The 21,305-nt window shown below is 71.5% G+C and carries 19 protein-coding genes; 13 read left to right on the forward strand and 6 right to left on the reverse strand.

Translation table 11 applies throughout. The features are described from left to right. Positions 1-113 precede the first annotated feature (113 nt). The gene (locus ACOQFR_RS01080) at positions 114-2,891 is read left to right on the forward strand and encodes a sensor domain-containing protein (RefSeq protein ID WP_421377696.1); all 2,778 of its coding nucleotides are present in this window, start codon (positions 114-116) and stop codon (positions 2,889-2,891) included. 24 nt (positions 2,892-2,915) lie between these two features. Here the strand turns inward: ACOQFR_RS01080 and ACOQFR_RS01085 are convergent, their stop codons facing one another. Further along, positions 2,916-3,131 (reverse strand): hypothetical protein, encoded by a 216-nt coding sequence (locus ACOQFR_RS01085; protein ID WP_421377697.1) that lies wholly within the window; start codon positions 3,129-3,131, stop codon positions 2,916-2,918. 111 nt (positions 3,132-3,242) lie between these two features. On the opposite strand from ACOQFR_RS01085, the gene ubiA reads away from it, so the two are divergent. After that, a complete protein-coding gene (ubiA, locus tag ACOQFR_RS01090; RefSeq protein WP_421377698.1) occupies positions 3,243-4,154 on the forward strand; it encodes a 4-hydroxybenzoate octaprenyltransferase in 912 nt (303 codons plus the stop codon). 89 nt (positions 4,155-4,243) lie between these two features. Beyond that, complete coding sequence (locus ACOQFR_RS01095) at positions 4,244-4,810, forward strand: Rid family hydrolase (protein ID WP_421377699.1); 567 nt, start codon at positions 4,244-4,246, stop codon at positions 4,808-4,810. Between the two features lie 18 nt (positions 4,811-4,828). Here the strand turns inward: ACOQFR_RS01095 and ACOQFR_RS01100 are convergent, their stop codons facing one another. Further along, positions 4,829-5,533: a ComF family protein gene (locus ACOQFR_RS01100; RefSeq protein ID WP_421377700.1), complete on the reverse strand. Its 705-nt coding sequence runs from the start codon at positions 5,531-5,533 to the stop codon at positions 4,829-4,831. 96 nt (positions 5,534-5,629) lie between these two features. Between ACOQFR_RS01100 and bioB the strand changes: the two genes are divergently transcribed. Genes bioB through ACOQFR_RS01130 form a run of 6 tightly spaced genes read left to right on the forward strand, consistent with a single transcriptional unit; the run spans position 5,630 to position 10,906 of the window. After that, positions 5,630-6,646 (forward strand): biotin synthase BioB, encoded by a 1,017-nt coding sequence (bioB, locus tag ACOQFR_RS01105; protein ID WP_421377701.1) that lies wholly within the window; start codon positions 5,630-5,632, stop codon positions 6,644-6,646. A gap of 1 nt (position 6,647) precedes the next feature. Beyond that, positions 6,648-7,841: an 8-amino-7-oxononanoate synthase gene (gene bioF, locus ACOQFR_RS01110; protein WP_421377702.1), complete on the forward strand. Its 1,194-nt coding sequence runs from the start codon at positions 6,648-6,650 to the stop codon at positions 7,839-7,841. A gap of 2 nt (positions 7,842-7,843) precedes the next feature. Then, positions 7,844-8,614 carry a pimeloyl-ACP methyl ester esterase BioH gene (bioH, locus tag ACOQFR_RS01115; RefSeq protein WP_421377809.1) on the forward strand — a complete coding sequence of 257 codons (771 nt, stop codon included), beginning with the start codon at positions 7,844-7,846 and terminating at the stop codon, positions 8,612-8,614. Between the two features lie 37 nt (positions 8,615-8,651). Continuing rightward, entirely contained in the window at positions 8,652-9,527 is an 876-nt protein-coding gene (gene bioC / locus ACOQFR_RS01120) for a malonyl-ACP O-methyltransferase BioC (RefSeq protein WP_421377703.1), read from the forward strand. Next, a complete protein-coding gene (locus ACOQFR_RS01125; protein WP_421377704.1) occupies positions 9,528-10,115 on the forward strand; it encodes a hypothetical protein in 588 nt (195 codons plus the stop codon). Between the two features lie 56 nt (positions 10,116-10,171). Further along, positions 10,172-10,906, forward strand: a complete 735-nt coding sequence (locus ACOQFR_RS01130; protein WP_421377705.1) for a DUF4377 domain-containing protein — start codon at positions 10,172-10,174, stop codon at positions 10,904-10,906. 60 nt (positions 10,907-10,966) lie between these two features. Here ACOQFR_RS01130 and ACOQFR_RS01135 read toward each other — a convergent pair whose 3' ends face one another. From ACOQFR_RS01135 to ACOQFR_RS01145, 3 genes are read right to left on the reverse strand one after another with little or no spacing between them, the layout of a single operon-like run. Continuing rightward, entirely contained in the window at positions 10,967-11,419 is a 453-nt protein-coding gene (locus ACOQFR_RS01135) for a PH domain-containing protein (RefSeq protein WP_421377706.1), read from the reverse strand. A gap of 14 nt (positions 11,420-11,433) precedes the next feature. Next, positions 11,434-11,868 (reverse strand): ketosteroid isomerase-related protein, encoded by a 435-nt coding sequence (locus ACOQFR_RS01140; RefSeq protein WP_421377707.1) that lies wholly within the window; start codon positions 11,866-11,868, stop codon positions 11,434-11,436. A gap of 19 nt (positions 11,869-11,887) precedes the next feature. Then, a complete protein-coding gene (locus ACOQFR_RS01145) occupies positions 11,888-12,838 on the reverse strand; it encodes a pyridoxal-phosphate dependent enzyme (RefSeq protein ID WP_421377708.1) in 951 nt (316 codons plus the stop codon). A gap of 67 nt (positions 12,839-12,905) precedes the next feature. Here ACOQFR_RS01145 and pepN point away from each other — a divergent pair, with 67 nt between their 5' ends. After that, on the forward strand, positions 12,906-15,512 hold the full coding sequence (gene pepN, locus ACOQFR_RS01150; protein WP_421377710.1) for an aminopeptidase N: 2,607 nt from the start codon (positions 12,906-12,908) through the stop codon (positions 15,510-15,512). Positions 15,513-15,634: 122 nt separating this feature from the next. After that, positions 15,635-16,639: a hypothetical protein gene (locus ACOQFR_RS01155; protein ID WP_421377711.1), complete on the forward strand. Its 1,005-nt coding sequence runs from the start codon at positions 15,635-15,637 to the stop codon at positions 16,637-16,639. A gap of 92 nt (positions 16,640-16,731) precedes the next feature. On the opposite strand, the gene ACOQFR_RS01160 is transcribed toward ACOQFR_RS01155, so the two are convergent. After that, the gene (locus tag ACOQFR_RS01160) at positions 16,732-17,676 is read right to left on the reverse strand and encodes a DMT family transporter (RefSeq protein WP_421377712.1); all 945 of its coding nucleotides are present in this window, start codon (positions 17,674-17,676) and stop codon (positions 16,732-16,734) included. A 121-nt stretch (positions 17,677-17,797) separates the two neighbouring features. Between ACOQFR_RS01160 and ACOQFR_RS01165 the strand changes: the two genes are divergently transcribed. Beyond that, positions 17,798-18,943, forward strand: a complete 1,146-nt coding sequence (locus ACOQFR_RS01165) for a hypothetical protein (protein WP_421377713.1) — start codon at positions 17,798-17,800, stop codon at positions 18,941-18,943. Between the two features lie 470 nt (positions 18,944-19,413). Then, positions 19,414-21,291 (forward strand): tRNA uridine-5-carboxymethylaminomethyl(34) synthesis enzyme MnmG, encoded by a 1,878-nt coding sequence (gene mnmG, locus ACOQFR_RS01170; RefSeq protein WP_421377715.1) that lies wholly within the window; start codon positions 19,414-19,416, stop codon positions 21,289-21,291. The last annotated feature ends 14 nt before the right edge of the window (positions 21,292-21,305 follow it).

A 21,305-nucleotide genomic window follows, 5' to 3' on the forward strand; every position in this document is an offset into this window, starting at 1 on the left:
GGCGTTTTGCAAGGAATGTGTCGCGCCTCACAGCCTGTCCGGTGACGGGTGGGCTTGGACGCGGGCAACGCGTAGTCTCGGCCGTCTGCCCGCGTACCGGACCGCCCTTGACCATGGATTCCGCTTTCCTCGCCAGCCTGCTGCAGCACCCGTCGCGTCGTGCGCTGCTGGTGCTCGACCCGCAGGGCAAGGTGATGGCCGGCAACGACCGCGCGCGCGAACTGGTGACTGAAGTGCTGGAGCAGGAACTGCGTCCGGCGCTGGCGCAGGGCATGGCGCAGCTGGCCACCCATCCCGACCACCAGGTGCACTACCTGCACGAGGGCGAGGGACTGCAGCTGGACTGTGTGCTTCGCGCGGTGCGTTCCGGCGCCGGCCAGACCCTGGGCTATACGGTCAGCCTGTTCGGGCTCAACGAAGCGCCCGAGCTGGCCGAGTCGCCCGACCGCGCGCGCTGGCGCTTCGCGCTGGAGAACGCACAGGACGGACTGTGGGACTGGAGCGCCGACACCGGCCGCGTCTACCGCTCCAGCCGCTGCCTGAGCATGCTGGGCTATCCGCGCGAATTCCTCGACGACGAGCTGCACAGCTGGCGCGCCCTGGTGCACCCCGACGACCAGGCGCGCGTCACCGAGGCCCTGGACCAGCACCTCGGCGGCATCCGCCCGAACTACCAGTCCGAGTACCGCGTACGCGATGCGATGGGCGCCTGGCGCTGGATCCTGGACCGCGGCCGCGTGATCAGCTGGAACCTGGACGGCACGCCGCGCCGCGTGGTCGGCACGCATACCGATATCACCGGCTACAAGCAGATCGAGGAACAGTTGCGCGAGCGCGAACTGCTGATGAACCAGGCCCAGCACGTGGCCCGCATCGGCAGCTGGAGCTGGGACCCCGAAGCCGACCGCGTGTGGTGGTCGGACGAGCTCTACCTGATCGCGGGGCTGGCGCCGGGCAGCAAGCCGCCGCCGTTCCGGCGCCAGCGCGCGCTGTTCGAGGAGAGCTCCTACGAACGCCTGCGCGCGGCCTCGCGCAAGATCCTGCAGGACGGCACGCCCTACAACCTCGAGCTGGTGATGCTGCGCCCCGACGGCGAACGCCGGCACGTGCTGGCGCGCGGCGAAGGCCTGCGCGGCGACGATGGTCGCGTGATCCGGCTGGTGGGCGTGCTTCACGACGTCACCGAACAGGTGCGCGCGGAGGAAACCTCGCGCTGGCGCAACGACCTGCTCAACCGCATCGCGGCGCTGGGCCGCATTGGCGGCTTCGAACTGCTGGCCGACGGCCAGCTGCACTGGACCGACGAGAACTTCCGCATCCACGGCTTCGAGCCCGGCACGCCGATCAGCCTGGAAAGCACGCTGCCGCACTACGAGTCCGAATCACGCAAGCGGGTGGCCGAGGCGGCGCGCCGCATGTTCGAGCAGGGCTCGCTGGAAGAGACGGTGGAAGCCACCTTCATCACGCCCGACGAGCGCCGCATCTGGCTGCGCATCACCGGGCGGCTGGAATACCGCGACGGCCAGCCCTACCGCATCACCGGCCTCACCCAGGACATGACCGAGGAGCACGAGGCCAGCGAGCAGATCGAGCAGCTGGCCCACTACGACACGCTGACCGGCCTGCCCAACCGCTTCCTGTTCCGACGCCGCGCCGAAGACGCGATCGCGGCGGTGCGCAACGGCGAGCCACCGCTGGCCTTGCTGTTCCTGGACCTGGACCGCTTCAAGAACGTCAACGACACCCTGGGCCACGAGGCCGGCGACCGGCTGCTGCAGGAAGTGGCCGGCCGGCTGGCCACCTGCGTGCGCGGCAGCGACCTGGTCGGGCGCCTGGGCGGCGACGAGTTCCTGATCCTGCTGCGCGAAGTGGCGCGGCCCGAGGACGCGGCGGTGGTGGCGCGCAAGATCATCGCGGCGCTGGGCGAGCCGGTGCTGCTCAACGACACCGAGGCCAAGGTCGGCTGCAGCATCGGCATCGCCCTGCTGGGCGAGGGCAGCCCCGACCTGGAGGCGCTGCTGCGCGCGGCGGACACGGCCATGTACGCGGCCAAGGACGCCGGCCGCAACACCTACCAGTTCTACAGCGACAGCTTCTTCGAGAAGGTGCAGCGCCGGGTCACGCTGGAGCAGGAGCTGCGGCTGGCGCTGCCGCGCGGCGAACTGAGCCTGGTCTACCAGCCCACGCTGTCGCTGGCCGACGGCCGGGTGGCGGGCATCGAGGCGCTGCTTCGGTGGCGCACCGCCGCCGGCGACCAGCGCTCGCCGGTAGAGTTCATCCCGATCGCCGAGGACAGCGGCGAGATCCTGGCCATCGGCCGCTGGGTGCTGGGCGAGGCCTGCCGCCAGGCCTGCGCCTGGCATGCCGCGGGCCTGGAGTTCGGCCGGATCGCGGTGAACGTGTCGGCGGTGCAGCTGCGCGACCCGCAGTTCGCCGACGACGTGATCGATCTGTGCAACCAGAGCGGCTGGCCCACCGACCGGCTGGAGCTGGAGCTGACCGAGTCGGCCCTGATGCGCGACACCGACGTGCTGCGCCGGGCCTTCGACATCTTCGCCAGCAACGGCATCACCCTGGCGGTGGACGATTTCGGCACGGGCTTCTCGAACCTGGCCTACCTGCACCGCTTCCCGGTGCGGCACCTGAAGATCGACCGCAGCTTCGTGCAGCAGATGGTGGCCGGCGATCGCATGCGCGGCCTGACCCAGGCGGTGGTGAGCCTGGGCCACGCGCTGGGCATGGAAGTGGTGGCCGAAGGGGTGGAGACCGAGCAGGCGCTGGCGATGCTGCGCGAGCAGGGCTGCGACCAGGCGCAGGGCTACCTGTTCACGCGGCCGCTGTCGCCGGCCGATCTGGAAACCTGGCTGCGGGCCCAGGCCGAACCCGACTGAGGCCGGGTCCGGCCGGGCCGCGGGTCAGCGTCGCGGGGTGTACAGCGCGGCGTGGATGCAGGACAGCACGTTGGCGATCCAGCCGCCGAGCGTGAAGGTCACCAGCCACAGCACGCCGGCCAGGATCAGCCAGAAGATGGCCCAGAGGACCCGGCCCTGGACCAGCTGGCCCAGACCCGGGATGAAGAAGCTGCAGATCGCGGCGATGACGTTGCCGGTGGAACCCTGGCCTGCGCTCATGGTGCGGTGCTTCCTCTTGCGGTGGCGGACGTCTGCAATCTGGGGACGCCATGCCCCGGGATCAAGGGCCGGCGCTACGGGACGGCCGCTGCGCTCTGCTAGGCTTTGCGCATGTCCTACGAACGCCACTCGCCCCCGGTCGCGGCGCCCGAGCCCGCGACCTGGCGCCAGCGCCTGCCGCTCTATTGGCAGCTGATCCGGGGCGACCGCCCGGTCGGCACCCTGCTGCTGCTCTGGCCCACCTGGTGGGCGCTGTGGCTGGCCGCGGGCGGCGTGCCGCCGCTGGGCACCCTGCTGGTGTTCACCGCAGGCGTGTGGCTGACGCGCTCGGCCGGCTGCGTGATCAACGACTACAACGACCGCTGGCTGGACCCGCACGTGGACCGCACCAAGGCCCGGCCCATGGCTACCGGTGCGGTGTCGCCGCGCGAGGGCCTGGCGGTGTTCGCGGTGCTGATGCTGGTCGCGTTCGGGCTGGTGCTGCTGACCAACCGGCTCACGGTCTACCTGAGCGTGGTCGCGGTGGTGCTGGCGGCGACCTATCCGCTGCTCAAGCGCTACACCTACCTGCCGCAGGTCTACCTGGGCATCGCCTTCGGCTGGGGCATCCCGATGGCATTCGCGGCGGTGCAGGGCACGGTGCCGCCGCTGGCCTGGCTGCTGTTCCTCGGCAACCTGCTGTGGACCACCGGCTACGACACCTGGTACGCCATGGTGGACCGCGAGGACGACCTGCGCGCCGGCGCCAAGTCCACCGCCATCCTGTTCGGCGACGCCGACCTGGTGGCGCTGGGCATCCTGTACGCCGGCTTCTTCTGGGCCATGTGGCTGGTCGGTGCCCGCGCCGGACTGGGCGTCTACTACCAGGCCGGCCTGGTGCTGTCGCTGCTGCTGGTGCTGGGCCAGTTCTGGATCGCGCGCGGCCGCGGCCGCGAGGCCTGCTTCATGGCCTTCAGGGCCAACCAGTGGGTGGGACTGGCGGTGTTCGCCGGCATCGCCGCGCACTACGCGCTGGCCGGCTGAGCCGCGTCCCCGGCGGACCATGACCTCAGGCCCATGCGCCGGGCCCGGGATCGGGCAGGCTGCGGCTTCAACCCTAGCCGGAGCCCGACATGCCTCGTCACCGTCCCCGCCTTGCCCCTGCCGTGCTGCTGCTGGCGCTGGCTGCGTACCTTCCGCTGGCCCAGGCCGCGCCGCCGGCCGAACCTGCGCCGAGTCGTGAGCATCTGGCCCCGGCGGGCTGGGAGAACGCCTACCACCGCTACCACTACTCGCCGGTGGTGAAGGTGGGCGACATGGTCATCGTGTCGGGCATTCCCGCCGCGGTGGGCGACACCTACGAAGCGCGGGTGCGCTGGATGTTCGAGGAACTCAAGGCGCACCTGGCCGCCGCGGGCGCCAGCCTCGCCGACGTGGTGGAAATCACCACCTACCACGTGCAGCCGAAGGACTCGAAAGGTTTTGGCGAGGAGTTCGACCGCTTTGCGCCCATCCACGCCGAATATTTCCGCGACCACTATCCGGCCTGGAGTGCGGTGGGCACGACCGCGCTGATGCAGGACGGGGCGCCGGTGGAGATGCGCGCCGTGGCGATCCTGGGTTCCGGGCGCGCGCCGCGCGCGGACATCCCGGTGCCGGCGACCGCACCCGCGGAGGCCACGTCCGACGGGAAGGACTGAGTCCCCCGCGCCCGGGCCTCACGCCGGCGGCAGCGCGCGCGCCAGCACCCAGGCATCCACCCGGGCGACACCGGCGCGACGCAGCGCCTGCGCGCATTCGGCCAGGGTGGCGCCGGTGGTCATCACGTCGTCCACCAGGGCCACGTGCGCCGGCAGTGCGCCGGGCGTGACCGAAAAGGCGCTGCGCACGTTGTGCCGGCGCGCGCGCGCGTCGAGTTCGGACTGTGCCGCCGTGACCCGCACCCGCCGCAGCCGGTCGGCGACCAGCGGCAGGGCCAAGGCGCGGGACAGGGGGCGCGCCAGCTCCAGCGCCTGGTCGTAGCCGCGCTGCCGCAGTCGCGAGGGATGCAGCGGTACGGGCACCAGCGCCTGCGGGCGCGCCGCGTGGCGCAGGCCTTCGAACATCAGCTGCGAAAGCAGGCGACCGGCGGCCAGGTCGGCATGGAACTTGAAGCGCGGCAGCAGCCGGTCGACCGGGAAACCGTAGACCAGGGCCGCGTGGCAGCCGGCGAACGGCAGCGGGTCGCGCAGGCAGCGCGGGCAGGCGCCCTCGGCCGGCAGGGGCAGGGCGCAGCGCCCGCAGGCCCGTGGCGACCAGGGCAGGGTGGCGCGGCAGGCGCCGCACAGGTCCTGGTCGTTCTCGCCGTACTCGCTGCAGACCAGGCAGCGGGCGGGCAGCAGGGCCAGGCCCAGGCGGCGCGACCAGGCGGCGATCCGGCTCATCGGGCGTCTACCGGACGGCGCCGGGTTTGGTTGACAGGGGTGGGCATGCTCACCAGACTCCGCTGTCCAACGCCGCCGCGCCGTCAGGGTTCCGCCATGCCTGCTGTCATCCGCCACGACTGGTCGCGCGAGGAAGTGCTCGCGCTGTTCGACCTGCCCTTCCCGGAGCTGATGTACCGCGCCGCGGGCGTGCACCGCGAGCGCTTCGACCCCACGCAGGTGCAGGTGTCCACCCTGCTGTCGGTGAAGACCGGCGGCTGCCCCGAGGATTGCGCCTACTGCCCGCAGGCCGCGCGCTACGACACCGGCGTGCAGGCCCAGAAGCTGATGGGCCTGGACGAGGTGCTGGACAAGGCCCGGGCCGCCAAGGCCGCCGGCGCCTCGCGCTTCTGCATGGGCGCGGCCTGGCGCAGTCCGAAGGACCGCGACATCCCGAAGGTGGCCGAGATGATCCGCGAGGTGAAGGCCCTGGGCCTGGAAACCTGCGCCACGCTCGGCATGCTCAAGGGCGAGCAGGCCCAGGCCCTGCGCGCCGCCGGCCTGGACTACTACAACCACAACCTCGACACCGCGCCGGAGTTCTACGGCGAAGTGATCCACACCCGCGAGTACCAGGACCGCCTGGACACCCTGGGCCACGTGCGCGACGCCGGCATGAAGACCTGCTGCGGCGGCATCGTCGGCATGGGCGAGTCGCGCGCGCAGCGTGCCGGCCTGCTGCAGGCCTTGGCCAACCTGCCCGCGCATCCGGACTCGGTGCCGATCAACCGGCTGGTGCAGGTCGAGGGCACGCCGCTCAAGGGCACGGCCCTGCTGGACCCGTTCGAATTCGTGCGCACGATTGCGGTCGCGCGGCTGCTGATGCCGGCGGCGATGGTGCGGCTTTCGGCCGGACGCGCCGAGATGAACGACGAGCTGCAGGCCCTGTGCTTCCTCGCGGGCGCCAACTCGATCTTCTACGGCGAGAAGCTGCTGACCACCGGCAACCCGGACGTCGAGGCCGACCAGGCGCTGTTCGCGCGCCTGGGGCTGGCGCCGATGCCGGTGGTGCAGGAATCCAACACCGTGCACGCCGACATCGTCGTGCCGGCCAAGCCCGCCTGCGCGGCCTGACATGGCCCGCACCCGGCTTGCCGATCGCATCGCCGCTGCCCGCGCCGAGCGCGTGGCGGCCAACGCCGTGCGCACCCGCCGCGAGATCCAGGCGCGCGAAGGCGCCCAGGTGCTGGTCGATGGCCGCACCCTGACCAGCTTCTGCGGCAACGACTACCTGGGCCTGAGCCAGCACCTGGACGTGGTGGCCGCGCTCCAGGAAGCCGCCGCCTGGCATGGCGTGGGCAGCACCGGTTCGGCCCTGGTCAGCGGCCACCACGGCGAACACGCCGCGTTCGAACGCGAGATGGCGCAGTGGCTGGGCTACGAACGCGCCCTGCTGTTCGGCAGCGGCTACCTGGCCAACCTGGCGGTGATGCAGTCGCTGCTGGGCGAGGGCGACAGCTGCGTGCAGGACAAGCTAAACCACGCCTGCCTGATCGACGGCGCGCGACTGGCCGGCTGCGAGCTCAAGCGCTACCCGCACGCCGACGTCGAGGCTGCGATGCGCCAGCTGATGTCGCGCCGCGAAGGCGCCGCGCTGCTCGCCACCGACGGCGTCTTCAGCATGGACGGCGACCAGGCCCCGCTGGCCGACTTGGCCCTGGTGGCTCGCACGCAGGACGCAATGCTGTACGTGGACGATGCGCACGGCATCGGCGTGCTGGGGCCGGAAGGCCGCGGCAGCCTGGCGGTGGCGAGCCTGGGCGCGCGCGAAGTGCCACTGCTGCTGGTGCCGCTGGGCAAGGCCTTTGGTGGCCAGGGCGCGGTGCTGCTGGGTAGCGACGATGTGGTCGGCCACGTGGCCGAAACCGCGCGGCCCTACCTGTTCTCCACCGCGCCGGCACCGGCCATGGCTTCGGCCATGCGCGCCAGCCTGCAGCTGATCCGCACCCAGCCCTGGCGCCGCGCCAAGCTGGCCTCGCTGGTGGCTCGTTTCCGTCGCGGCGCGTCGGCACTGGGCCTGCCGCTGCAGGAATCGTTCACGCCGATCCAGCCGATCGTGCTGGGCGACAACGCGCGTGCGCTGGCCGTGTCCAGGGCATTGGAAGCCCAGGGTTACCTCGTCACCGCCATCCGCCCGCCCACCGTGCCCGAGAACCAGGCGCGCCTGCGCATCACCTTCTCGGTCGAGCATCGCGAACAGGACGTGGACGGCCTGCTGCAGGCCCTGGCCGAGGCGGTCAAGGCGCGTCCCGACCCGATCCCCGCATGAGCCTGTTCCATGAGGTGCGCGGCCAGGGCCCGGCCCTGGTGCTGCTGCATGGCTGGGCCATGCACGCGGGCATCTTCGCGCCGCTGGTGGCGCAGCTCGAGCGCGACTTCACCCTGCACCTGGTCGACCTGCCGGGCCACGGGCGAAGCGCCGGCCGGGGCCTGCCGCTGGCGCTGGACAGCGCTGCGCGCGAGGTTGCCGAGGTGGTGCCGGAACGTGCGCTGTGGCTGGGCTGGTCGCTGGGCGGCCTGGTGGCGCTGGAGGCGGCAGCCACGTTTCCCGCACGCGTGAGTGGCCTGGTGATGATGGCGGCCAGCCCGCGCTTCGTGCGCGCGCCGGACTGGCCCGACGGCATGGACGCCAGCGTGTTCCGCAATTTCGCCACGGAACTGCAGCGTGACTACCGCGGCACTCTGGATCGTTTCCTGATGCTGGAGGCGCAGGGCTCGGACCGCGTGCGCGAGGAGCTGCGCCTGCTGCGGCACGAAGTGTTCGCGCACGGCGAGCCCTCGCGCGAGGTGCTGTGCGATGGCCTGGGCCTGCTGGAAGGCAGCGACCTGCGACCCGCGCTTGCTGACCTGGCGATGCCCAGCCTGTGGATCGCCGGCCGCCGCGACCGGCTGGTGTCGCCGCAGGCGATGGCCGCGGCGGCGCAGCTGGTGCCCGGCGCGCGACTGCATCGCGTCGAAAGCGGCGGCCACGCGCCCTTCCTCACCCATGCCGACGAGGTGGCACAGGCCGTGTCGGCGTTTGCCGCGGCGTGCCCGCCATGACGCCCGCGTCGATGGATGCGCGCAGCGGAGCGTCGCGATGAGCGGCCTGTTCGATCGCCGCCAGCTGCGGCGCGCCTTCGGCCGCGCGGCACCGAACTACGCCGCGGTCGCCGCGCTGCAGGGCGAGGTCGAATCTCGCTTGCTCGAGCAGCTCGAATACCTCGACGACCGCCAGCCCCTGCGCGTGCTCGACCTCGGCTGCGGCCCGGGCCGCGCCGCGGGCGCGATGAAGAAGCGCTGGCCGCGGGCCGACGTGGTGGCGCTGGATGCCGCGCTGCCGATGCTGCGCCAGGTGCCGTCGCACACGCGCTTCTGGCGCCCGGTGCGGCGCGTCTGCGCCGACGTGTCGCAGCTGCCGCTGGCCGACCAGTGCACCGACGTGATTTTCTCGAGCCTCTGCCTGCAGTGGGTGGACGACCTGCCCGCGGCGCTGTCGGAGTTCCGACGCGTGCTGCGGCCCGACGGCCTGCTGCTGTTCTCCACCTTCGGCCCCGACACGCTGCTGGAACTTCGCGAGGCCTACGAGCAGGCGGGCGCGGTGCCGCCGCTGTCGCCGTTCGCGGCGATCCAGCAGGTCGGCGACGCGATGCTGGCGGCGGGCTTCAAGGACCCGGTGCTCGATCGCGACCGCTACACGCTCACCTATCCCGACCTGCGCGGGCTGATGCAGGAGCTGCGCGCGATCGGCGCCGGTGACGCGCGTCGCGACCGCGGCCGTGGGCTGGGCGGACGCACGCGGCTGCAGCGCGTCACCGAAGCCTATGAAGCGCGGCGGCGCGATGGCGCCCTGCCGAGCACCTGGGAGGTGATCACCGCGCAGGCCTGGGGGCCGGCGCCGGGCGCACCCCGCCGCGACGGCGGCGCCGACCTGGCCAGCTTTCCGGCCGACCGCATCCCGACGCGCCGCCGCTGAGTGGCCACATCCACCGAACCCGTCACCACGCTGCACACGTTCCGCTTCCGCGGCGTGCATGTCTGCACGGGCGATGTGCTTTGCACCACCGACGGTCTGCCCGGCAGCGCGTATGGCCGCTTCTGGCAGGCGGTGGGCCTGCTGATGCCGGGGCCCATCGACCATTGCCTGGTCTACGTGGGTCCGGAAGGCCGCTGCGTGGAGGCCGGTGGCAATGGCGTGATCGCCTTCGAGATGGATGCCGACTGGACGGCGGGGCCGCTGGCGCGCGAGCGTGCGCTGCTGGACCGGCTGCACGGCGCGGTGTATCCGCTGGAGGGCTTCGCCGGCGATGCGGCAAAGCTGCGCGACGTGCGCCTGGGCATCGCCAACTACGTGCTGGCCGAAGCGGCGCGGTCGGCGCCGTACAACTACAACTTCTTCGACACCGCCACCACGCGCCGCTTCTACTGCAGCCAGCTGGTGCACCAGGCCTACGCCGCCAACGGCGTGCTTCTGCCGCGCGTGACCCGCGGTCGGCTGCTGGGCCGGGTGGCCTTTCCGCGCGAGATATGGCGCGGCAATCCGCACCAGCGCGCGCAGGGGTGAACGCCGGGCGGGCGCGGGGCTAGACTGGACCCCGCCCCCACGCGCCGGAGTTACGCATGCGCCCGCCGTCCCGTTCCAGCCTGATCCTGTTCGCGGCCGTGCTGCTGGCCGGTTGCGCCTCCACATCCTCCACCCAGACCACGCCCGGGAGCGTTCCCATGACCCAGGACAGCACGCCCCTGGTGGGCACCGACTGGCGCCTGGTGTCGGCGCCGGGCACGCGGGCCGGCGCCACCCTGTCGGGCGCGGGCGCGGCCACGCTGCGCTTCGAGGCCGACCGCTTCTCGATGCGCGGGCCCTGCAACCGGCACACCGGCGCCTGGTCGCGCAGCGGCGACCAGCTGCGCTTCGGCGGCGAAGGTGGCGCGGTGGCCGGCACCAAGATGCTGTGCCCGCCGGAAATCATGGCGCGCGAAACCGCGCTGCTGGCGGCAATGCAGCAGCCGCTGACGATGGAGTTCGAAGGACCGTTCCTGCGCCTGGTGGCCGGCGACGGCTCGGCCTGGCGCTTCGACAGCCGCGACCTGCCGCCGGCCGAAGGCCGCGAGCGCATCGTGCAGGTGGCCGGACAGCGGGTGCCCTGCACCGGCGCGGCGCCGATGCTGTGCCTGCAGATCCGCACCCAGCCCGGCGCGGCCTGGCAGGCGCACTACGGCGAGATCGAAGGCTTCGACTGGCAGGTGGGCGTGGAGTACGTGATCCGCGTGCGCGAATACACCGTGCAGGATCCGCCGGCCGACGGCAGCTCGCTTCGCTGGGTGCTGGAGGAAGTGCTGGAGCGCAGCCCCTGAGGTGAGCGGCCCGGCCGGTACGATCGACGTGCGCGCAGGCCCCCGCGCCGCGGCGCCGGTTCAGTCCAGCGCGTCGTGGCCGCCCGGGTCGGGACCCAGGCCGCCGCCCGACTCCAGCGTGCGCACGCGCTTGGCGTCGCGCCGCGCTTCGGAGAGCCGGCGGATCTTCTCGCGCAGCGGGCCCGCGTCCTTGAGCCAGGGCAGGTGGATTTCCGGCGTCGAGGCATCGGTGGTGAACAGCACCACCTCGCCCAGGCCGAACATGCGCTCGAAGAAGGTCTGCTCAAGGCGCGTGTCGCGCACGCGGTAAAGCTCCAGGTCTTCGGTCAGCCGGTTGAACACGCCGCGGCGGATGCTCAGCCGCTGGTCGGTCAGCGTGTACACCGTGTTGCGCACCACCAGCCAGCGCCAGATCGCGAACGGCAGCGGGATGATGAGCACGCTGGCGATGAACCAGCCCAGGTTCTGCATCTGGGAGGGCGTGCCGGTCCATTCGGTGCGTTCGTCGGTCATGGGGCTTCCTTGGCTCAGGGCGACTTCGAGACCTGGGCGATCCAGTCGCCCAGGTTGTAGTGGTTGGTGACGCGGGCGATGCGGTTGCCGCGGATGTCGAAGAAGGCGCCGCCCGGCAGCACGTAGGCCTGGCCATGCGCGGGCGGCAGGCCGGCGTCGTCCTTGAGGTACTGGCCGTGCACCACGTACTCGGCCGAGGCGCGGGCGCCGGCCTGGTTGGCCATCACCACGATGTCCTTGAGCTGCTCGCGGTAGCAGGCGTTCATCCGGCCCAGGAAGGCCGCGAACGCCGCCTTGCCGGTCTCGCGCGCCCCCTGGTTGATGTCGTGGGCCACGTCGTCGGTGACCAGGGCCAGCATGCCCTCCCAGTCGCCGCGGTTGAAGGCGGCGTAGTAGCCCAGCACCAGTTCGATGGCGCGGTCGGCCGCGCGGTTGCCGTCGATGATCACGTCGTTGTCCTCGGGGGGATTACCAGGGCAGGGCGGACAGGTCCACGTTGCCGCCTGACAGGATAAGCCCGATCCGGCGTCCGGCGTAGGCCTCCGGGTTCCGGAGCACGGCGGCCAGCACCGTGGCGCAGGACGGCTCGACCAGGATCTTCAGCCGCTCCCACACGAGGCGAAGGGCGGCCACCGTCTCGGCGTCCGACACCAGCTGCACCTGCACCCGGTGGGCGCGCATCAGGTCCAGGTTGACCTGGCCGACGGTGCCGCGCAGGCCGTCGCAGATCGTGTCGGGCGTGAAGTCCGTGATCCGCACACCCTGGCGCAGGGACTGGAAGGTCTCGGCGGCGCCCTCGGGTTCGGCGCCGTGCACGTCGATGGCCGGATCGCGGCCGTGTGCGGCCAGGGCGGTGCCGCAGACCAGGCCGCCGCCGCCGACCGGGGTGATCAGCAGGTCGAGCGGGCCGGCCTCGGCCAGCAGCTCCAGCGCGGCCGTGCCCTGGCCGGCGATCACCCGGGGGTCGGTGTAGGGATGCACGAAGCTGGCGCCGGTGTCGGCATGCACCCGCGCGGCCATGGCCTCGCGGGCCGCGATGGTGGGCGCGCAGGCATGCAGCACGGCGCCGTAGGCCTCGATGGCCGCCAGCTTGCTGCGCACGGCGCCTTCGGGCACCACCACGTGCGCGGGAATGCCGCGGTCGCGCGCGGCCAGCGCCAGGGCGGCGCCGTGGTTGCCGGACGAATGCGTGACCACGCCGCGCGCGGCGGTGGCCGCGTCCAGCGACCAGACCGCATTGCAGGCACCGCGGAACTTGAAGGCGCCCACGCGCTGGAAGTTCTCGCATTTGAAGTGCAGCGTGGCGCCCGCCAGCGCATCGAGCGAGCGCGAGCGCAGCACCGGCGTGCGGTGCGCGTGCGGGGCGATGCGGGCCGCAGCGGCCAGCACATCGTCGTAATCGGGAGGCAGGGAGGTCATGGGCGGTCCGCGGTGGCTGCGTGATAGCCTAACAAAGCCAGCCATTCCCCCCGGAAAACCGCACTGCATGAGCGTCCCCCGCGACGACGGCTTCGTCCACCTCGCCGATTACACCCCGCCCGCTTGGCGCATCCTGCACGCTGAACTTGCGTTCGAGCTCGATCCGGACGACACGCAGGTCAGCGCGCGCCTGCAGCTGGAGCCCGATCCGGCGCAGCCCGGCCAGGTGCTGGTGCTGGACGGCGTCGACCTGGAGCTGGTGGACATCCGCCTGGACGGTCGCGCGCTGTCGCCCGCCGACTATGCCTACGACGGCCGGCACCTGCGGCTGCCCGGCCCGCGCCAGCCCTGCGTGCTGGAAACGCGCGTGCGCATCCGGCCTGCGGCCAACACCCGGCTCGAGGGCCTCTACCGCAGCGGCGCGCTGCTGCTGACCCAGTGCGAGGCGCAGGGATTCCGCCGCATCACTTTCTTCGCCGACCGCCCCGACGTGATGCCGCGCTGGCGCATCGTGCTGCGCGCACCCAAGGCGGCGTATCCCGTGCTGCTGGCCAATGGCAACCCGGCCGGCACGCGCGACCTGGACGACGGCCGCCACGAGGCGGCCTGGGACAATCCTCATCCCACGCCGGCCTACCTGTTCGCCATCGCCGCCGGCCCGCTCGAGCGCGTGTCCACGGCCCTGGACACCGCCGAGGGCCGGCGCGTGGAGCTCAACGTCTGGGCCGAGGCCGCCGACGTGGCGCGCTGCGCCTACGCACTGGGCGCGGTCGAGCGCTCGCTGCGCTGGGACGAGCAGCGCTTCGGCCGCTGCTACGACCTGGACGTGTTCAACGTGGTCGCGGCCCAGGACTTCACCATGGGCGCCATGGAGAACAAGGGGCTGAACATCTTCAACGCCCGCTACATCCTGGCCGACGAGGCCACCGCCACCGACGCCGACTTCCTGGCCATCGAATCGGTGGTGGCGCACGAGTACCTGCACAACTGGTCTGGCAACCGGGTGACGCTGCGCGACTGGTTCCAGCTCTCGCTCAAGGAAGGCCTGACGGTGTTCCGCGACAGCGAGTTCAGCGCCGACCTGCATTCGCGCGCGCTCAAGCGTATCGAGGCGGTGCGGCTGTTGCGTGGCCGCCAGTTCGCCGAGGACGCCGGTGCGCTGGCGCACGCGGTGCGGCCCGACCGCTACCGCGAGATCAGCAACTTCTACACCCTGACCATCTACGAGAAGGGCGCCGAGATCGTGCGCCTGCTGCACACGCTGCTGGGCGAAACCGCGTTCCGTGCCGGCATGGACCGCTACTTCGCCGACAACGACGGCCGCGCCGCCACCCTCGAGGATTTCCTCGCCGCGCACGCCGCGGCCAGCGGCCGCGACCTGTCGCAGTTCATGCGCTGGTACACGCAGGGCGGCACGCCCGAGCTGCGCATCCACGCTGATTTTTCCGGAGGCGACTATCGCCTCGTGGTCGAGCAGCACACCCCGCCCACGCCCGGCCAGGACACCAAGGCGCCGCTGCTGATCCCGCTCCGCCTGGCGCTGCATGACGCGCAGGGCCGGGCGATCACCGCGGCGCCGCGCACGGATGCCCGCCTGCGCGACGACGGCGTCGAGTTGCTTGCGGCGCGGCACGAGCTGGTGTGGTCGGGCCTGCCGGCACCGCCGCTGGCGGCGTTCAACCAGGGCTTCGCGGCGCCGGTGAAGCTGCATTTCGACTACAGCGCCGACGAGCTGGCGCGCCTGGCCCGACTGGAGCGCGATCCGTTCAACCGCTGGGACCTGGTGCAGCGGCTGGCCACCGGGGCGCTGCTCGGCGGACTGGATCCGGCGGCGGCGGAGTCGGCGCTCAGCGATGCGCTGGCCGACCTGCTCGACGACGATGCGGCCGATCCCGCCTTCGTAACCGAGTGCCTGGCGCTGCCCGATTTCGACACCCTGGCCGAAGCCGTGGACGAGGTGGACGTGGATGCCCTGGTGGCACGACGCGAAGACCTGGTCATGCGCCTGACCGAAAACCTGGCCGCGCCGCTGTCCACGCGCTACGCCGCGCTGGCCGGGGTCGCGGCGGGCGGCCTGGACGGACCGGCCATGGCCGCGCGTGCACTGCGCAACGCCTGCCTGGCCTGGCTGACGCGCCTGGATCCGACGGCGGCGCAGGCGCAGGCGCAGTTCGACCGCGCGGCCAACATGACCGCGCGGTTGGCGGCGCTGCGCTGCCTGGTGCACTTCGACGCGCCTGGCGCGGAAGCGGCGCTCGAATCGTTCCGCGTGGCGCATCGCGACGACCCGCTGGTCACCGACAAGTGGATTGCCGTCGTGGCCACGCGCCCGCACCCGGAAACGCGCGATGCCGTGGCGGCCCTGATGGACTCGCCGTGGTGGAAGCCGGCCAACCCCAACCGCGTGCGCGCAGTGCTCGGCTCGTTCGCGCGGAGCAATCCGCTCGGCTTCCATCGACGCGACGGTGCCGGCTACCAGTTGGTGGCCGGACAGGTGCGCGCGCTGGACACGGTCAACCCGCAAGTGGCCGCCCGGCTGCTGGGCGCGTTCGAAAGCTGGCGCAAGCTGGCAGGACCAGCACGGGCGCAGGCGGGCGCGGCGCTTTCGGCGCTGCGGGGGAAATTGGCGTCCCCGGACAGCCGCGACCTGCTGGCGCGCCTGCTCGATACCTGAACACAATTGCGCGGCCGGAAAATTCGCCTCCCGCCGTTCTAGTGGACAGGAACCAGCGCGGACGAGATACGCGCGGTTCTCCATCCGCCTTGCAACAAGGCAGCCACTCAGGGAGCAGCACCATGAAGTCCAAAGCCATCGTCACTGCCGCCGCGCTTTTCTGCGCCGGCCTCATCGGTTCCACGCACGCCCTTGCCGCCGACGGCAGCGCCGCCGAGCGCCAGCGCCTGGCCGACAGCGTGGTGCAGAAGTGGGGCGGATACGTCGCCAATACCTACAAGGTCGGCGCCGACACCTGGTCGCGCGAAATGGCGCCCGCCTTCGCCGAGGCCTCGATGGAGGAGCTCAACGCGGCCGCCGGCGCCGAGGATTTCGACAGCGTCAACCGGCTGCTGCTGGGCGGCAGCCCGATGGTCGCCGCGGGCGAAGGTTCGTCCACCAAGGCGGTCGGTGACGTGGATCGCGACCTCGTGTTCGTGCCGGTGACCCCGTGCCGCCTGTTCGATACCCGCCTGGCCGGCGGCCAGATCGCCGCCAACACCACGCGCAGCTTCGACGTCACCGCGGTGTCCGACTACGCCTTCCAGGGCGGCTCTGCCACCAACTGCGGCGGCGTCGGCGCAGCCGGTTCGTTCGCGGCGGCGGCCATCAACTTCACCGTGGTCACGCCCAGCGGCGCCGGCTACATCACCGCCTTCCCGTTCGGCGGCAGCCAGCCGCTGGCCGCGACGGTCAACTATGCGTCGGGCGCCATCGTCGGCAACTACGCGGTGGTGAAGCTGGACCAGGGCGCATCGGCGAACGAGCTCAGCGTCTATTCCTTCGCCGCCACCCACCTGGTGGCCGATATCGTGGGCTACTACACGGAGGTGGTGATCCCGGCAGTCGCTCTGGAGTGCCAGGACACGGCGACCACCAATACCGCGGTGGCGGCAGGCGCGACGGCCAACTCCAATGCCCCCGCGTGTCCGGTCGGCTACACGCAGACGGCGACCAATTGCGAGTCGAGCACCTGGCAGATGCCGTTCGTCTACTTCAAGTCCGGCACCTGCTCGGCGCAGAACAACAGCGCCGCTGCGGCCACGCTGCGCTCCAGCCGCACCTGCTGCCGCGTGCCGGCCCAGTAAGATTTCCGCAAGCCGGTTGAGGGAAAGCCGCGACCCGGGTCGCGGCTTTTCTTTTGGGGCGGCGCGCCCGTGATCCACGCGCCGGGACTGGTTCAACGACGTCGCGCGCCCATCAGGCTGGCCACGGCGGAACCCAGCACTACCAGTCCGGCGCCGACATAGCCGGTGGCCCCGATGGCCTCGGGCCGGATCGCCGCAGGCCAGATGGCATGCACCAGCGCCACCACGCCGACGCACAGCAAGGGCGTCACCGCCAGCACGGTCGACACCCGCGAGGCCTCCCAGTGCGCCAGGGCTTCGGCGAATGCGCCATAGGCGACCAGCGTGTTGAGTGCGCAGAACAGGAGCAGGCCCGCGTGCAGCAGATCAAGCTGCAACAGCGCGCCGGGCCGGGCCACGGGCAGCAGGACCCCGCTGGCCACCGCATAGATGAACAGCATGATCGCCGGCGAGGACAGCCGAACCAGCAGCTGTTTCTGCACCAGCGCGAATATCGCCCACACCACGGCGGCCAGGATGACCAGGCCCGAACCCAACAAGTACGCCGCGCGCGCTGGCGCATCCTCCGCTGCCCGCGGCACGCCCAGCTGGTCGCGGAAGAACAGCAGCAGCCCCGTCGCCAGGATCGCCAGGCCCAGCCACTGCCAGCGATTGAAGGCTTCGCGGAACACCACGATGCCGCCCAGCGCCATCAGCAGCGGGGCGAGCTGGATCAGGAGCTGGGCATTGCCCGGCGACGTCAGCTGCACGCCCAGCAGATAGAACAGGTAGTTGCCGATCAGGCAGGCGGCCGCCACCCCCAGCAGCCACCAGCGTTTGCCATCCAGCGTGGCGAAGCCGCCCAGGCCGCGCCGCGCGGCCAGCCAGGCGCCCATCACGCCGGCCGCGAACAGGAAGCGGAACCAGGTGAGCGTGTAGGGGTCGATCTGCTCCAGCGTGATCTTGAGCACCACCGGCAGCGTGGCCCAGCAGCCTGCGGTGACCAGGGCCAGCAGCAGGCCGCGCTTCCATCGACCCGAAACCTGGTGCAGCGACATGGGCGTGAAGGTTCCGTTGGCGTGAAGGCCGCGCACAGTAGCACGCAGGTCCGGGCGGCAGGATTAAGCACGGATTCACCGCTTCGCACCGAGACTGGCCAAGACTACCGGGGGACCCGCCATGAATCGCCGTTTTGCTTGGATCGCCAGCCTGCTGTTGCTAGGGCTCACCGGCTGCGTCAGCTATGACGGCGGTTACTACCGCGACAGCGCCTACAGCGACGGTTACTACGACGAAGACGGCTACTACTATCCGGCCGAAGACGGTTACGGCGACTACTACGAAGGCGAGTCCTACACCGACTACCGCTACTACGACAGCTATTCGTACTCGCCCTTCTGGAACCTCGACCGCTATTCCTGCGGCGCCTATGGCAGCTGCTCGCCCTACTGGAGCGGCTACTACCGCCGTCCGTATTCGGGCTGGAGCCTGAGCTTCGGCAACCAGTGGAACTACGGCCGCTGGGGCTGGTACGGCAACTACTGGTCGCCCTGGTACTCGGGCGGCTACTACGACTACTACTACAACCGACCGCATCGCCCGCATCGTCCCGACGGCAGCGACCGCGATCCGCCGGGTCGCCGCTCGCCACGCCCGCTGTATCCCGAGACTCAGAATGCCGCCAATGGCCCCCTGTACGACCGGGGTCCGGGCCCTCGCATCGTCGGCGGTGAACCGGTCGGCGACCCGCGTCCCGGCAGTGGTTATGGCAGCACGCGACCCACGCCATCGGCGGCGGGGGAGGGCGCCGTGCGCGCACCGCGTCCGCTGTATCGCGAGACCGGACCGCGGCAACCGGCGCAGACCGTCGGCGGCGAACCCACGGCCTCGCCCGAACAGCTCAGGCCGTGGTATCGCGACCCGGGCTACACGCGCCCGCGCCAGGCGCCCGATGCCGGCGAGCCGATGCCGTACTCCCGCCCCGTGTACCGCGAACGCGCGGTCGAGGATCGCGGCACGCCGCGCGCGCAGCCGGGCGAGGCCTACCGGCCGGAACGTGAGCGGTCCGCGCAGCGCGAATACGCCCCGCGGCCCGCGCCGCGTGAGTACGCACCCCGGCCGGTGCAGCGCGAATACTCCGCGCCGTCGCAGCCGTCGCCCCGCGCCTATTCCGAGCCACGTCCGGCGCCGCGCCAGTACAGCGAGCCCAGCCGTCCTGCGCCGCGCCAGTACAGCGAGCCCAGCCGTCCGGCGCCCGCGCCGCGGCCCGAGCCCCGTGAAGCGAGACCTGCGTCACAAAACGACACACGCGCGGACGAACGCTAGCGCTACGGGGCCCCGGACCGTTGCGTCTGCCGGCAGGGCAGCGCATCCTGTGGCCGCTGACTGACCCACAGCGTCGCAAAGTGACGCTGGCGCTTGCCCCCGCATCGCCTGTTCGGCGCCCGGCACCAGGTCCCCTGGATTCCCCCTGTTCCAAGACCCGCCGGGCGCCGACTTTATTCCAGGCCGTGATTGCACGGCCTCTCGGGAAAAGCCCAAAAAAAAAGGGTCGGGAACTCCCCCCCGGGAGTTCCCGACCCTGGCATCCCCACCACGCGCCTGACCAGCCCCTGTTCAGTCTGGTCGACGCCCCCCGGCGTTGGCCGTAGTGGGTGCCTTCGGGATAAAGCAGGAAGCGTGCCAAGGTCGGGACATTGGAAGGACAGCCCGGCCATTGCGTGCGCTGCGTCGCAGTCCCCGTGCCGGCGACTCCATCGCGCGGGATAATCCCCTTTCGTCCACAGGATCCCCGCATGTCGAGCTATGACGTCATCGTGATCGGCGGCGGCCACGCCGGCACCGAAGCCGCCCTGGCCTCGGCACGGGCGGGCGCGCGCACGCTGCTGCTGACCCACAGCATCGAGACGGTGGGCCAGATGAGCTGCAACCCGGCCATCGGCGGCATCGGCAAGGGCCACCTGGTGCGCGAGATCGATGCGATGGGCGGCGCCATGGCCCGCGCGGCCGACCAGGCCGGCATCCAGTGGCGCACGCTCAACGCCAGCAAGGGCCCGGCCGTGCGTGCCACCCGCGCCCAGGCCGACCGCGCGCTGTACAAGGCCGCGATCCGGCGGATGGTCGAGAACCAGCGGGGCCTGGCGATGTTCCAGCAGGCAGTGGACGACCTGGTGATCGAGGGCGACCGCGTCACCGGCGTGGTCACCCAGAGCGGGCTGCGCTTCGATGCCGGCGCCGTCGTGCTGACCGCGGGCACCTTCCTGGCGGGCCGCATCCACGTCGGCCTGACCAATTATCCCGGCGGCCGCGCCGGCGACCCGCCTGCCACCACCCTGGCCCAGCGCCTGCGCGAGCGGCCGTTCGTGGTGGACCGCCTGAAGACCGGCACGCCGCCGCGCATCGACGGCCGCAGCATCGACTTCGAGGGCCTGGTCGAACAGCCCGGCGACACGCCGGTGCCCGTGTTCTCGTTCCTGGGCAGCGCGGCCGAGCATCCGCGCCAGCTCAGCTGCTGGATCACGCACACCAGCGAGCGCACCCACGACATCATTCGCGGCGGGCTGGATCGTTCGCCGATGTATTCGGGTGTGATCGAAGGCGTCGGCCCGCGCTACTGCCCGTCCATCGAGGACAAGGTGGTGCGCTTCGCGGACAAGGCCTCGCACCAGGTCTTCATCGAACCCGAAGGCCTGGACACCCACGAGATCTATCCCAACGGCATCTCCACCTCCCTGCCCTACGAAGTGCAGGTCGAGCTGGTGCGCTCGATCAAGGGCTTCGCCAATGCCCATATCACCCGGCCCGGCTATGCGATCGAGTACGACTACTTCGATCCGCGCGGGCTCAGGGCCTCGCTGGAGACCAAGTCGGTGCAGGGCCTGTTCTTCGCGGGCCAGATCAACGGCACCACCGGTTACGAGGAGGCCGCGGCGCAGGGCCTGCTGGCCGGCATCAATGCCGCCCGCCTCGTGCAGCAGCGCGAGGCCTGGACGCCGCGTCGCGACCAGGCCTACCTGGGCGTGCTGGTGGACGACCTGGTGACGCACGGCACGACCGAGCCCTACCGCATGTTCACCAGCCGGGCCGAGTACCGGCTGCAGCTGCGCGAGGACAATGCCGACGCGCGGCTGACGCCGGTCGGCCGCGAGCTGGGCCTGGTGGACGACGCGCGATGGGCGGCCTTCTCGCGCAAGGCCGAAGCGGTGGAGCGAGAACGCGCGCGGCTGCAGGCCGTGTGGGCATCGCCCGGCGGCGGACTGGCGCGCGAGCTGCTGGCCGCCACCGGCATCGTGCTGGCCCGCGAGGCCACCGCGCTGGACCTGATGAAGCGACCCGAGATCGACTACGCCACCCTGGCGGGCCTGCCCTCGCTGGCGCCGGGCACCGACGATGCCGCCGTGGCCGAGCAGGTCGAGATCGGCGTGAAGTATTCGGGCTACCTCGAGCGCCAGCACGAGGAGATCGCACGAAGCCGCCGCCACGAAGAGAGTCGCATTCCCGACGACTTCGACTACGCCGGCATCCCGGGCCTGTCGTCGGAGCTGCAGGCCAAGCTGGCCCAGGTGCGGCCGGAAACGATCGGCCAGGCCCAGCGCATTCCGGGCATGACGCCGGCGGCGATTTCGCTGCTGCTGGTGCGGCTGGCCAGGCGCCGCGGCCGGCGCGTGGCCTGAACCGCGCCCGGCGC

Source organism: Arenimonas sp. MALMAid1274, from assembly GCF_049195245.1.
Classification (GTDB): domain Bacteria; phylum Pseudomonadota; class Gammaproteobacteria; order Xanthomonadales; family Xanthomonadaceae; genus Arenimonas.

Excerpts from the sequence above, each read along its gene's own strand:
- ACOQFR_RS01080 (WP_421377696.1), top strand. The coding sequence starts at position 114 with ATGGATTCCGCTTTCCTCGCCAGCCTGCTGCAGCACCCGTCGCGTCGT.
- ACOQFR_RS01085 (WP_421377697.1), bottom strand. The coding sequence starts at position 3,131 with ATGAGCGCAGGCCAGGGTTCCACCGGCAACGTCATCGCCGCGATCTGC.
- ubiA (WP_421377698.1), top strand. The coding sequence starts at position 3,243 with ATGTCCTACGAACGCCACTCGCCCCCGGTCGCGGCGCCCGAGCCCGCG.
- ACOQFR_RS01095 (WP_421377699.1), top strand. The coding sequence starts at position 4,244 with ATGCCTCGTCACCGTCCCCGCCTTGCCCCTGCCGTGCTGCTGCTGGCG.
- ACOQFR_RS01100 (WP_421377700.1), bottom strand. The coding sequence starts at position 5,533 with ATGAGCCGGATCGCCGCCTGGTCGCGCCGCCTGGGCCTGGCCCTGCTG.
- bioB (WP_421377701.1), top strand. The coding sequence starts at position 5,630 with ATGCCTGCTGTCATCCGCCACGACTGGTCGCGCGAGGAAGTGCTCGCG.
- bioF (WP_421377702.1), top strand. The coding sequence starts at position 6,648 with ATGGCCCGCACCCGGCTTGCCGATCGCATCGCCGCTGCCCGCGCCGAG.
- bioC (WP_421377703.1), top strand. The coding sequence starts at position 8,652 with ATGAGCGGCCTGTTCGATCGCCGCCAGCTGCGGCGCGCCTTCGGCCGC.
- ACOQFR_RS01130 (WP_421377705.1), top strand. The coding sequence starts at position 10,172 with ATGCGCCCGCCGTCCCGTTCCAGCCTGATCCTGTTCGCGGCCGTGCTG.
- ACOQFR_RS01135 (WP_421377706.1), bottom strand. The coding sequence starts at position 11,419 with ATGACCGACGAACGCACCGAATGGACCGGCACGCCCTCCCAGATGCAG.
- ACOQFR_RS01145 (WP_421377708.1), bottom strand. The coding sequence starts at position 12,838 with ATGACCTCCCTGCCTCCCGATTACGACGATGTGCTGGCCGCTGCGGCC.
- pepN (WP_421377710.1), top strand. The coding sequence starts at position 12,906 with ATGAGCGTCCCCCGCGACGACGGCTTCGTCCACCTCGCCGATTACACC.
- ACOQFR_RS01155 (WP_421377711.1), top strand. The coding sequence starts at position 15,635 with ATGAAGTCCAAAGCCATCGTCACTGCCGCCGCGCTTTTCTGCGCCGGC.
- ACOQFR_RS01160 (WP_421377712.1), bottom strand. The coding sequence starts at position 17,676 with ATGTCGCTGCACCAGGTTTCGGGTCGATGGAAGCGCGGCCTGCTGCTG.
- ACOQFR_RS01165 (WP_421377713.1), top strand. The coding sequence starts at position 17,798 with ATGAATCGCCGTTTTGCTTGGATCGCCAGCCTGCTGTTGCTAGGGCTC.
- mnmG (WP_421377715.1), top strand. The coding sequence starts at position 19,414 with ATGTCGAGCTATGACGTCATCGTGATCGGCGGCGGCCACGCCGGCACC.